This window comes from Duganella sp. 1411 (genome assembly GCF_017833525.1).
Lineage (GTDB): Bacteria > Pseudomonadota > Gammaproteobacteria > Burkholderiales > Burkholderiaceae_D > Rugamonas.
The window spans coordinates 762,861-775,623 of the sequence record NZ_JAFICD010000003.1 but is presented as its reverse complement, the minus strand read 5'-3'; the positions used below and the strand labels follow the sequence as shown (position 1 = coordinate 775,623).

At 66.8% G+C, this 12,763-nt stretch carries 9 protein-coding genes; all 9 read left to right on the top strand.

Annotated features, from left to right (window positions below; translation table 11 throughout):
* Positions 1-232 precede the first annotated feature (232 nt).
* The 9 genes from JOD97_RS20485 (at position 233) to rfbH (ending at position 12,759) form a co-directional block, all read left to right on the top strand.
* Positions 233-3,433 (top strand): tetratricopeptide repeat protein, encoded by a 3,201-nt coding sequence (locus JOD97_RS20485; RefSeq protein ID WP_209722383.1) that lies wholly within the window; start codon positions 233-235, stop codon positions 3,431-3,433.
* A 14-nt stretch (positions 3,434-3,447) separates the two neighbouring features.
* A complete protein-coding gene (locus JOD97_RS20480; protein WP_209722380.1) occupies positions 3,448-4,338 on the top strand; it encodes a glycosyltransferase in 891 nt (296 codons plus the stop codon).
* On the top strand, positions 4,335-4,757 hold the full coding sequence (locus JOD97_RS20475; RefSeq protein WP_209722377.1) for an FdtA/QdtA family cupin domain-containing protein: 423 nt from the start codon (positions 4,335-4,337) through the stop codon (positions 4,755-4,757). The genes JOD97_RS20480 and JOD97_RS20475 overlap by 4 nt, the downstream gene beginning before the upstream one ends.
* Positions 4,754-5,860 (top strand): DegT/DnrJ/EryC1/StrS aminotransferase family protein, encoded by a 1,107-nt coding sequence (locus tag JOD97_RS20470; protein ID WP_209722375.1) that lies wholly within the window; start codon positions 4,754-4,756, stop codon positions 5,858-5,860. Before JOD97_RS20475 ends, JOD97_RS20470 begins: the two co-directional genes overlap by 4 nt.
* Entirely contained in the window at positions 5,857-6,600 is a 744-nt protein-coding gene (locus tag JOD97_RS20465) for an N-acetyltransferase (RefSeq protein WP_209722372.1), read from the top strand. Before JOD97_RS20470 ends, JOD97_RS20465 begins: the two co-directional genes overlap by 4 nt.
* Before the next feature lie 19 nt (positions 6,601-6,619).
* Positions 6,620-9,433 (top strand): glycosyltransferase, encoded by a 2,814-nt coding sequence (locus JOD97_RS20460; protein WP_209722369.1) that lies wholly within the window; start codon positions 6,620-6,622, stop codon positions 9,431-9,433.
* 117 nt (positions 9,434-9,550) lie between these two features.
* Positions 9,551-10,324 (top strand): glucose-1-phosphate cytidylyltransferase, encoded by a 774-nt coding sequence (gene rfbF, locus JOD97_RS20455; protein WP_209722366.1) that lies wholly within the window; start codon positions 9,551-9,553, stop codon positions 10,322-10,324.
* Positions 10,321-11,397 carry a CDP-glucose 4,6-dehydratase gene (rfbG, locus tag JOD97_RS20450; protein ID WP_209722363.1) on the top strand — a complete coding sequence of 359 codons (1,077 nt, stop codon included), beginning with the start codon at positions 10,321-10,323 and terminating at the stop codon, positions 11,395-11,397. The genes rfbF and rfbG overlap by 4 nt, the downstream gene beginning before the upstream one ends.
* Before the next feature lie 36 nt (positions 11,398-11,433).
* A complete protein-coding gene (rfbH, locus tag JOD97_RS20445) occupies positions 11,434-12,759 on the top strand; it encodes a lipopolysaccharide biosynthesis protein RfbH (protein WP_209722360.1) in 1,326 nt (441 codons plus the stop codon).
* The last annotated feature ends 4 nt before the right edge of the window (positions 12,760-12,763 follow it).

Sequence of the window (12,763 nt, the reverse complement as noted above, 5' to 3'; positions counted from 1 at the left end):
CTAACATTCATACACGCTCACAGCCGTACCGTCGCGGTACGGCCGAGGCGGTGTCGGATTGTTAGACTTGACCCCAAAGGTTGTGATCGGTCGAGTAGGCGTGGTTTTACATTCTTGCTCCTGAGCCAAAAGTTGCCCCGTATCCAGCGACAAAAGGTATGATAGTGCCTACCTTTTATGGCTCCGCGGGCCGTTCGCCGCGTGCCGGACCGACCCAACTCTAAGCCCAGCCATGACCGCTCAAGCTCCTGCCGCACCCGCTCCTTCCGATACCAGCCCGCTGGGCAACGTGATGGCGCTGGCCACCACGGGCGCGCTTTCCATCGGCGACCTGTTCGGCGCCGCCGCCGTGCTGCAGGAGAGCGGCCAGCTGCCCGCCGCCATCGGCCTGTATCGCGCCTGGATCGCCCACACGCCGTCGCCGCTGGCGTACGCGGCCTGCTTCAACCTGGCCGTGGTGCTGTCCAATAGCGGCGACGACGCCGGCGCCGAGGCGGTGCTGCGCCAGGCGATCGCGCTCAATCCGAACTTCGTCGAGGCGCGCCTGAATCTGGGCACCCTGCTCGAACGCGTCGGCCGCCCCGACGAGGCGCTGGCGATGTGGAACTCGGTGCTGACCGACGTGCAGCCCGATATCAAGACCAATCCCACCCTGCACGTGCAGACGCTGAATAACCTGGGCCGCCTGCTGGAGATCCGCAAGCGCTACCCGGAGGCCGAGAAGATGCTGGCCCTGAGCCTGGGCGTCGATCCGCAGCAGGCCAACGTGATGACCCATTGGGTCCACCTGCGCCAGAAGCAGTGCGAGTGGCCCGTCTACAGCGGCCTGGAACACATCTCGGTCACTACCATGATCGACGGCACCTCCGCGCTGGCGATGCTGAGCGCCTCCGACGATCCTGCCCAGCAGCTGGCCGCCGCCCGCCGCTTCGTCAACGAGAAGGTCAACGCCGCCGTCGCCCCGCTGACCGGCGCCCATGGCTATGGCCACAGCCGCCTGCGCATCGGCTACCTGTCGTCCGACTTCTGCTCGCACGCCGTCTCCATCCTGACCGCCGAACTGTATGAGCTGCACGACCGCGCCAAGTTCGAGGTCTACGCCTTCAGCTGGAGCCGCGAGGACGGCTCGCCGATCCGCGCCCGCGTGGTCAAGGCGATGGACCATTACATCCGCATCGACGCGCTGACCGATGAACAGGCCGCGCGCACCATCCGTGCCCACGAAATCGATATCCTGGTCGACCTGCACGGCCTGACCCTGGGCGCGCGCCCGAACATCCTGGCCTTCCGCCCGGCGCCGGTGCAGCTGACGTATCTGGGCTTCCCCGGCAGCACCGGCCTGCCCGGCGTCGATTACGTGCTGGCCGACGAGTTCCTGATCACGCCGGAGATGGCCAAGCACTTCACCGAGAAGCCGCTGTACCTGCCCGACACCTTCCAGATCAACGATCGCCAGCGCGCCATCGCCCCCAAGCCGACCCGCGCCAGCGTCAACCTGCCGGACGACGCCTTCGTCTTCTGCTCGTTCAACAACAACTTCAAGTTCACGCCGGACATGTTCTCGACGTGGATGAACATCCTGCGCCGGGTGCCGAACAGCGTCCTGTGGCTGGTGGCCGATTATCCGGAGGTGCGCGAGAACCTGTACCGCTACGCCGAGGAGGCGGGCATCGACCGCAACCGCCTGATCTTCAACACCCGCGCCGTGCCGGCCGAGTACCTGGCGCGCTACCAGCTGGCCGACCTGTTCCTCGACACCTTCCCGTTCAACGCCGGCACCACCGCCAGCGACGCGCTGTGGGCCGGCCTGCCGCTGCTCACCTGCGCCGGCCACACCTTCTCGTCGCGCATGGCCGGCAGCCTGCTGCGCGCGGTCGACCTGCCGCAGCTGATCACCCATAACTTCGCCGACTACGAAGAGAAGGCCGTGGCGCTGGCCAACGATCCTAACCGCATCGCTTCGATGAAGCGCCAGCTGGTGGCCAACCGCATGACCTGCGCGCTGTTCGACACGCCGCGCTTCGTGCGCAACCTGGAGACGGTGCTGCAGCAGGTGGCCAAGCCGGCCGCGCCGCGCATGGCCGCGCCGCAGCACGCGGTGCGCCCGTCGGACGAGACGCCGGCGGAGCCGGTGCGCATCGACCAGATCCCGATCGTCAGCGTGTCCTACAATTCGCCGGACCTGATCGAGGCGCTGCTGCGCACCCTGCGCCAGTTCTACACCAACCGCGTCTACATCATCGACGGTTCCAACCCGGACGTGGCCGAGAAGATCCGCGCCATCACCGACGGCTTCGACAACGTCGAGTTCATCCCGTTCGGCTACAACATCCACCACGGTCCGGGCCTGAGCTGGGCGATCAACCATCTCGGCCTGTCGGGCGAGGTGCTGTTCCTCGACTCCGACGTCGAGATCCTCAAGGGCGGTTTCATCGAGTCCTTGCACAGCCATCTGCGTCCCGGCATGTACGGCGTCGGCACCATCCAGCCGGTCAACGAGCAGGGTTACGACCGCGCCGACGGCGCCGTGCGCTACCTGCATCCGGCCTGCATGCTGACCAATATCGAGGTGGTGCGCCAGTGGCCGATGCCGATCAAGCACGGCGCGCCGATGATTTCGACCATGCTGGCGATCCACCAGGCCGGCGCCCATCATCTGATCGAGAGCATCGAGTGGGTGCGCGAGGACTTCGCGCCCAAGCCGCCCAAGCGCAACTACATCAAGCATGACTGGCAGGGCACCGTGATCCGCACCGGCGGCTACCACTACGACCTGCCCAGCGCCACCACCGTGGTCAACACCGATCTGCTGCAGTTCATGCCGCCCGAGGCGCGCAAGATCGTCGAGGTGCATTGCCGCGACGGCGCCTTCGCCAAGGCCTACAAGGCGCGCAACGCGATCGTCGACTACACCGGCATCGAGGCCGATCCGGCACCGGCCCAGGCGGCCCGGCCGCATTGCGATTTCGTCTTCAACGTCGAGATCGAGCACGCCGGCCCCGATCTGTGGGACCACGTGCGCGGCGCCGATTGCTGGGTGCTCGACGAGGCGCTGGAGATGATCGACGATCCGTGGACCTTGCTGCAGAAGATCCGCACCAGCATCGCCCCGGGCGGCAAGATCGTCGCCACCATCCGCAACTTCCAGCACTGGAGCATCCAGGCGCGCATGAACGCCGGCGACCTGCGTTACGGCCCGGCGGGCCTGGAGAAATCGCGCAAGCGCATCTTCACGCGCGGCGCCATGCTGGAGATGTTCCAGCAGGCCGGCTTCCAGATCAGCGGCGGCAGCGCGCGCATCGTCGACGAACCGGCGCGCGAGAAGTACCTGCCGGCGATCCGCCTGATGGCCGGCGCCAGCGGCATCGATCCGGTGGTGGCGGTCGAAGACGCGCTGCCATGGCAGTACATCGTAACCGCAGTCGCCGCCTGAGCAGGGATCCCACAATGAGTTTGCCATTAGTTAGCATCGTCATCCCGTCGTACAAGACCGGCCATTTCGAGACCTGCCTGAAATCGGCGCTGGGCCAGAGCTATCCGAACATCGAGATCCTGGTCAGCGACAACTGCCCGACCGAGGCGATCAAGGACATGTGCGCCAAGTACAGCGGCCACCTGATCTACCAGCGCAATTCCGCGATCCGCGAGCAGAACGTGCTGACGGCGCTGTTCGCGGCCAAGGGCCAGTTGATCAAGCCCCTGTTCGACGACGACGTACTGCATCCGTTCTGCATCGAGCGCATGGTCGCGACCATGAACATGGACCCGGAGATCCAGCTGGTGTTCTCGGCCTCGCAGGTGATCAACGTCGACAACGAGCGCACCGAGACGCGCCGCCCGTATGAGGCCAGCGGCAGCATGCCGGCGCGCGATATGCAGCGCAGCATGGTGCTGGGCATGCGCAACTTCGTCGGCGAATTCAGCTCGATCATGTTCCGCCGCGAGCGGCTGTGGGAAATCGGCCGCCATCTGTTCAAGTATCACAACCACGATTGCACGCTGGGCCTGGCCGACGTCGCCGCCTACTTCAATCTGGCGCGCGACGGCAAGGTGTTCTACATCGACGAGGAGCTGTCCTACTTCCGCCACGACCGCCGCCTGGAATCGAACTCCAACCCCAACGCCAATCCCAACTTCGGCTACTGCTTCTCCGACTACATCGACCTGCTGATCGAGTCGTGCGACATCGGCATCGTCGCGCCCGAGGAGCTGGAGGTGATGGCGCCGACCGTCGACGACGTGGCGACGCGCCTGGGCGGCGTGTTCCCGATGATGGCCACTTCGCAGCAGCGCTTCCACGCCAAGGTGGCGGCCCACAAAGAGGGGGTGCGCCCATGATGGACCAATGCCGGCTGATCGACCTGCCGCCGCACCACGACGTGCGCGGCAACCTGTCGGTGATCGAGGGCGGGGTGCATATCCCGTTCGATATCAAACGCGTCTACTACCTGTACGACGTGCCGGGCGGATCGTCGCGCGCGGGGCACGGCCACATCGAGCTGCAGCAGCTGTTCGTGGCCATGTCGGGCAGCTTCGACGTCATCGTCGACGATGGCTTCGAGCGCAAGAAATTCCAGCTAAACCGGTCTTACTACGGGCTGTACGTGCCGGGCATGATGTGGCGCGAGGTGGAGAACTTCTCCTCCGGCGCGGTGTGCGTGGTGATGGCCTCGACGCTGTACGACCCCAAAGACTACTATCACGACTACGACGAGTTCGTGGCCGCGGCCAACCACCATAAGCGAGTGTCACCATGAGCGTTCCCTTCCTCGACCTGAAAGCCATCAACCTGTCGCAAGCCGAAGAACTGGAAGCGGCGTTCAAGCGCGTGCTGCACTCCGGCTGGTACGTGCTGGGCGCCGAAACGTCGGCCTTCGAAGCCAGCTTCGCCGCCTACTGCAAGAGCAAGCACGCCATCGGCGTGGCCAACGGCCTCGATGCGATCTTCATGATCCTCAAGGCCTACGGCGTCGGTCCCGGCGACGAGGTGATCGTGCCGTCCAACACCTTCATCGCCACCTGGCTGGCGGTCAGCGACTGCGGCGCGACGCCGATCCCGGTGGAGCCGACCGCCGACGGCTTCAATATCGATCCGGCCCGCGTGGAGGCGGCCATCACGCCGCGCACCAAGGCCATCCTGGCGGTGCACCTGTACGGCCAGACCGCCGACATGGCTCCGCTCAAGGCCCTGGCGGACAAGCATAATCTGAAGCTGATCGAGGACGCGGCGCAGGCGCACGGCGCGCTGTATCGCGGCGGCGTTGCCGGCCAGCTGGGCGACGCGGCGGCCTTCAGCTTCTATCCCGGCAAAAACCTGGGCGCGCTGGGCGACGGCGGCGCCGTCACCACCAGCGACGACGACCTGGCCGACAAGATCCGCACCTTGCGCAACTACGGCTCCAAGGTCAAGTATTACAACGAGGTGCCGGGCTATAACTCGCGCCTGGACGAGGTGCAGTCGGCGCTGTTGAGCGTCAAGCTGCCCAAGCTGAACGCCGACAACGCCCGCCGCCGCGCCATCGCCGCCATCTACGACCGCGAGCTGGCCGGCATCGAAGGCCTGGCGCTGCCGTTCGTGCCCGAGTGGGCCGAGCCGGTGTGGCATCTGTACGTGGTGCGCCACGCGCAACGCGACGCGCTGGCCAAGGCGCTGGCCGAACAGGGCATCGGCACCATCGTCCACTATCCGGTGCCGCCGCATCTGCAGCCGGCCTACGCCAGCCTCGGTTACGCCGAGGGCGCGTTCCCGCTGGCGGAGGCGATCCACCGCGAAGTTCTGAGCCTGCCGATCGGCCCGACCATGAGCGACGAGCAGGCGCTTGAAGTGGCGGCCGCCGTGCGTAAGTTCTGCGCCGTATGATCCATCCAAGCGCCTTCATTTCGGCCAAAGCCAAACTGGGCGCCGACGTCAGCGTCGGCCCCTTCACCATCATTCACGACAACGTGGAAATCGGCGACGGCTCCGTCATCGACGGCTACTGCGAGATCGGCTATCCGACCCCGCTGGCCGACGGCCAGCCGCTGGTGATCGGCAAGGGCGCGCGCATCCGCTCGCACTCGGTGTTCTACGAGGGCTCGCGCTTCGGCGACAAGCTGGTGACCGGCCACCGCGTGGTGGTGCGCGAGAAGACCGTGGCCGGCGTCGCCTTCCAGATCGGCACCATGAACGATATCCAGGGCGACTGCCAGATCGGCGACTACGTGCGCTGCCAGTCGAATGTCTTCATCGGCAAAACGTCCAAGGTCGGCAACTTCGTCTGGCTGCTGCCGTACGTGGTGCTGACCAACGATCCCCACCCGCCCAGCAATGTGCTGATGGGCGCCGAGATCGGCGACTACGCCGCCATCGCCGCGATGTCGGTGATCCTGCCCGGCGTGAAGGTGGGCGAGCGCGCGCTGGTGGCGGCGCACAGCAAGGTGCACCGCGACGTCGCCCCCGGCACGGTGGTCGCCGGCAATCCGGCCACCTTCCTGTGCGACGCCAGCAAGATCCGCCTCAAGGACGGCAGCGGCGCGCCGGCCTACCCGTGGACCACCCATTTCAAACGCGGCTACCCGGCGGACATCACCGACGGCTGGGACGCGGCGCCTTCGGCCTAGCCCTCTCCCGAACGCGCCCATGACCCGTCCACTGCACGCCGCCATGGCCGCCGGTAATCTGGCGGAGGCGGGTACGCTGGCGATGGCGCTCGCGGGACTGGGCGAGCTGACCGTCATGGACCTGATCAGCGTGGCCGGCCTGCTGGCCGCGCAGGGCAAGATCGAGCAGACCATCGCGCTGTACACGCTGTGGCTCAAACACTGCGATTCCCCCCTCGAGTATGTGGCCTGGTACAACCTGGCCGTGGTGCGCGCGCAGGGCGAGGACGACGCCGGCGCCGAACGCGCCTACCGCAAATCGCTCGCGCTGCGGCCCGGATTCACCGAGAGCCAGCTCGGTCTCGGCGTGCTGCTGGAGCGCAGGCGCCAGCCGGAAGCGGCGCTGGCCATGTGGCGCGAGGCGCTCGATCTGCTCGAGGCGGCGCCGCCCGGCGCGCCACCGGCGGCGGCCTCGCTGCAGGTGCGCCTGCTCAACCACATCGGCCGGCTGGCGGAGGCGCAAGGCGATCCGGCCCAGGCCGAGGACGCGCTGCTGCGCAGTCTCCAGCTCGATCCCAAACAACGACTGATCGTGCCGCGCTGGCTAGACCTGCGCTTGAAGTTGTGCGCGTGGCCGGTGCATGGCTTCGTGCCGGGCGTGAGCGAGACGGCGCTGCAGCACCACACGTCGGCATCGGCGATGCTCAGCCTGAGCGACGATCCGGCGCGCCAGCTGGCCACCGCGCGGCGCGAGGTGGCGGTCCACTTCCCGCCCGCGCCCAAGGCGTTGTCGGACCAGGATGGCTACGCGCACCGCAAGCTGCGCGTGGGCTACCTGTCGTGCGGCTTCGGCGCGCATCCGACCGGCCGCCAGATCGCCGACCTGCTCGAACTGCACGACCGCGATCAGGTGGAAGTGTATGGCTTTTGCTGGAGCGGCGAGGATCATTCGGCGCTGCGCCAACGCCTGCTGCGCGCCTTCGACCTGCATGTGCCGATCGGCCCATTGAGCGATGCGCAGGCGGCGCAGGCGATCCGCGCCCACGAGATCGACATCCTGGTCGACCTGCACGGCGCGCTGCCGGGAGGGCGGCCGGGCATCCTGGGCCACCGCCCGGCGCCGGTGCAAATCGGCTGGCTCGGACCGGCCGGTTCCAGCGGCAACGGCTGCGTCGATTACATTCTGGCCGACAGTTTCGTGCTGCCACCGGAACTGGCCGGCTACCATTCCGAAAAACCGCTGTATCTTCCGCACTGCTTCCAGCCGCAGGACCGCCGCCGCGCGCTTGCGCCGCCACCGGCGGCCGGCGCGCGCGCCGGGGCGGGGCTGCCCGACGACGCGTTCGTGTTCTGCTGCTTCGGCGCCGCCGCGCAGATCGTCCCCGAACGCTTCGCGACCTGGATGCGGATCCTGCACGCGGTGCCGGGCAGCGTGCTATGGCTGCAAACCGACAGCGAACAGGTACGCGACAACCTGCGCCTGGCCGCGCTGCAGCGCGACATTTCCAGCGACCGCCTGTGCTTTGCCGCGCCCGAATCCGGCGAGCGGCAACTGGCCCGCTACCAGTGCGCCGACCTGTTCCTCGACACCGGCCCGCACAACGCCGGCGCCGTCGCCGGCGACGCGCTGTGGGCCGGCCTGCCGCTGCTCACCCGCGCCGGCCGCACCTTCGCCAGTCGCGTGTGCGGCAGCCTGCTGCTGGCGGCCGGCCTGCCGGAGCTGATCGCGCGCACGGAAAAACAGTACGCGGCCAAGGCGATCCGCCTCGCCACCCATCCGAAGGAACTGGCCCGCCTGCGCAACCGCCTGAAAAAAAACCGCGCCGCCGCGCCATTGTTCGACACCCCGGCGCTGGCGCGCGACCTCGAACAGCTTTACCTGCGCGTGGCGCGCGGCACGCTCAAACGCCGCCGAAAAGCCGCGCGGCCGGCCGCCGGCGCCGCCGCGTCGCTGCCGCTGGTCAGCATCCTGATCCCGGCCGCCGCGCCGCCGCTGCTGGAGGCCACGCTGGCCTCGGCGCTGGCGCAAACCCACGCCAACTGCGAAGTGATCGTCAGCGACAGCAGCCCGCACGGCGCCTGCCACGCGCTGCTCAAGCCCTATCTGAAAGCGCACCGCCGCCTGCGCTACAGCCACGCGCCGGGCCTCGGCGCGCTCGATAACCTCAACCACTGCCTGGCGCTGGCCCTGGGCGAATACATCGCCGTGGCCCCGCCCGGCGACACGCTGGCGCCGGAAAAAATCGCCGTCATGCTGCCCTACTTCGTCGACCACCCGCAAGTGAACGTGGTGGCCTGCTGGCGCCAGCCGCTGGCGCCGGACGGCCAAGCGCTGCCGGCGGCGCCGCTGTTCGCCACCGACATCGTGATCGACGGCGTCTCGCTGGCCAACATGCTGCTCGGCGATGGCGGCGGCGCCGCCGCCGCGATGTGCGCGCCCGGCGCGCTGCTGCTCAAGCGCGGCACGCTGGGACACGCCTTCGGCCGTTATCGCGGAAGCGCCTATCCGCAACGCGCCGACGTCGCCACCACCCTCACCGCGCTGCACGCGGGCCACTGCATCTATCTACCGCGGGCGCTGTCCACCTTCCGGCCGGCGCCACCGGCGCCGGTGCCGGCGGCGGCCGCGCTGGACGCCGCGTTGGAGAGCCTGCGGCTGCTGGTCCAGGCCCGCGAGCAGGGCCACGACTTCGGCGCGCCCGGCGCCTTCCAGCAGCTGCTGTCGGCGCGTCTTTCCGAAATGAACACACTCATTTCCACACATCATCTACAGCTGGCGGCAAGCGCCGCCGACCGGCTCGACGCCCTGCAGCGCGCCATGCGTATCGGCTATCAGCTGCTGTTATCCCCATAGTGTGGTAAATCCCTCATCGCCGAGTCTGCGGCAGCAAAATGGCTGTGCTTTTCCTTTAAAATAGCCCGGGCGCAATAGATAATATGATCTGCGTCAACATCACAATCCGGGGATAGCATGAAAGCAGTCATATTGGCGGGCGGGCTGGGCACACGGCTCAGCGAAGAGACGACTGTCAAGCCGAAGCCGATGGTCGAAGTCGGCGGCAAGCCGATCCTGTGGCACATCCTGAAGAGCTATTCCGCGCACGGCATCAACGACTTCGTCATCTGCTGCGGCTACCGCGGCTACGTGATCAAGGAGTTCTTCGCCAACTACTTCCTGCACACGTCGGACGTCACCTTCGATCTGCAAAAGAACAGCATGGAGGTGCACGAGCGCCACGCCGAGCCGTGGAAGGTCACGCTGATCGACACCGGCGCCGACACCCTGACCGGCGGGCGCCTCAAGCGCGTGCGCCAGCACGTCGAAAACGACGAGGCGTTCTGCTTCACCTACGGCGACGGCGTGTCCGACATCGACATCGGCGCCTCGATCGCCTTCCACAAAAAACACGGCAAGCTGGCCACCATGACGGCGGTGCAGCCGCCGGGCCGCTTCGGCGCCATCGACATCGACGGCCAGCGCATCGTCAGCTTCAAGGAAAAGCCGCAGGGCGACGGCGCCTGGATCAACGGCGGCTACTTCGTGCTCTCGCCGAAGGTGATCGACTACATCGACGGCGACAGCACCACGTGGGAAAAGGAACCGATGGAGCAGTTGGCCGGCGAAGGCCAGCTGGACGCCTTCCACCACCACGGCTTCTGGCAGCCGATGGACACGCTGCGCGACAAGGTGCTGCTCGAAGACCTGTGGCAAAGCGGTAAGGCGCCTTGGAAGCGGTGGCCATGAACCCGTCCTTCTGGCGGGGCAAACGCGTATTCCTGACCGGTCACACCGGCTTCAAAGGCAGCTGGCTAAGCCTGTGGTTGCAGCAACTGGGCGCGCACGTCACCGGCTTCGCGCTGGAGGCGCCGAGCCAACCGAGCCTGTTCGACACCGCGCAAGTGGCCGCCGGCATGACCTCGATCATCGGCGACATCCGCGATGGTGCCGCGCTGCGCGACGCCATGCTCGAGGCCAGGCCGGAGATCGTCATCCACATGGCGGCGCAGGCGCTGGTGCGCTACTCGTACGCCAACCCGGTCGAGACCTACGCCACCAACGTCATGGGCCTGGTGAACTTCTTCGAGGCGGTGCGCAACACGCCCGGCGTCAAGGCGGTGGTCAACGTCACCAGCGACAAGTGCTACGAAAACAAGGAGTGGGCCTGGGGCTACCGCGAGAACGAAGCCTTCGGCGGCTACGACCCATACAGCAACAGCAAGGCCTGCGCCGAGCTGGTGACGGCCGGCTACCGCTCGTCGTTCTTCAATCCGGAAAAATACGCCGAACACGGCGTGGCGCTGGCCTCGGGCCGCGCCGGCAATGTGATCGGCGGCGGCGACTGGGCCGAGGACCGCTTGATCCCCGACATGGTGCGCGCCATCGCCGCCGGCAAGCCGGTGCGCATCCGCAGCCCGCACGCGATCCGCCCGTGGCAGCACGTGCTGGAGCCGCTGTCGGGCTACCTGACCCTGGCCGAGCACCTGTACACGCACGGCGCGGCCTACGCCGAAGGCTTCAACTTCGGCCCGCACGACATCGACGCCCGCCCGGTCGAGTGGATCATCGCGCGCCTGTGCGAGAGCTGGGGCGACGGCGCCGGCTGGGAGCTGGACCAGGCGCCGCAACCGCACGAGGCGCATTACCTGAAGCTCGATTGCTCCAAGGCCCGCAGCCGCCTGCAGTGGCAGCCGCGCTGGCACCTGGGCCACACGATCGACATGATCGTCGCCTGGCACAAGGCGCACGCCGCGAAGGCCGACATGCGCGCCTTCACGCTGGCGCAAATCGACACCTATCAAAACACCGCACATCTTTAAGCGCTTGCATAAGCGCATACAACCAAGGCCGCAATCATGAGTGAAGCACAAAGCAAAGAACAACTCCGCGAACAAATCATCAAGCTGGTGGGCCAGTACGGCGCGCTGGCCAGCGTGCCGAAGGCCTTCGAGCCCGGCGTGACGGTGATCCCGCCGGCCGGCAAGGTGGTCGGCGCGCCGGAAATGGAGCTGATGGTCGAGGCTTCGCTCGACGCCTGGCTCACCACCGGCCGCTTCAACGACCAGTTCGAGGCCAAGCTGGCAAAGCTGATCGGCGTGAACTTCCTCATCACCGTCAATTCCGGTTCGTCGGCCAACCTCGTCGCGTTCAACACGCTGACGTCGCCGAAGCTGGGACCGCGCGCGATCCAGCCGGGCGATGAAGTGATCGGCGTGGCCGCCGGCTTCCCCACCACCGTGAACCCGATCATCCAGTTCGGCGCCGTGCCGGTGTTCGTCGACGTGGAGCTGGGCACCTACAACATCGACGTCACCAAGCTGGAGGCGGCGATCTCGCCCAAGACCAAAGCCATCATGCTGGCCCACACCTTGGGCAACCCGTACAACCTGAAAGCGATCGTCGCGATCTGCAAAAAGTACAATCTGTGGCTGATCGAGGATTGCTGCGACGCCCTGGGCTCGACCTACGACGGCAAGATGGTCGGCACCTTTGGCGATATCGGCACCATGTCGTTCTACCCGGCCCACCACATCACGATGGGCGAAGGCGGCGCCGTGTTCACCAACAGCCCGGAACTGAAGATGATCGCCGAATCGTTCCGCGACTGGGGCCGCGATTGCTACTGCCCGCCGGGCAAGGACAACACCTGCGGCAAGCGTTTCTGCTGGAAGCTCGGCACGCTCCCGGAAGGCTATGACCACAAGTACACCTACAGCCACCTGGGCTACAACCTCAAGATCACCGACATGCAGGCCGCCTGCGGCCTGGCGCAGATCGAGCGCGCGCATGGCTTCATCCAGGCCCGCAAGGACAACTTCGCCTACCTGAAGGAGCGCCTGCAGTCGTGCGCCGAGTTCCTGATCCTGCCGGAAGCGACCGAGAACTCCGACCCCTCGTGGTTCGGCTTCCCGATGACGCTCAAGCCGGAGGCCAACGTCTCGCGCGTCGACCTGCTGACCTATCTGGACCAGAACAAGATCGGCACCCGCCTGCTGTTCGCCGGTAACCTGACGCGCCAGCCGTACATGGTCGGCCGCAACTACCGCATCTCCGGCGATTTGACCAACACCGACCGCGTGATGAACGACACCTTCTGGATCGGCGTCTTCCCCGGCCTGACCCGCGAGATGCTGGACTTCACCATCACCAAGCTGGAGGAATTCTTCGGCGTCGGTTTCTGAGGCG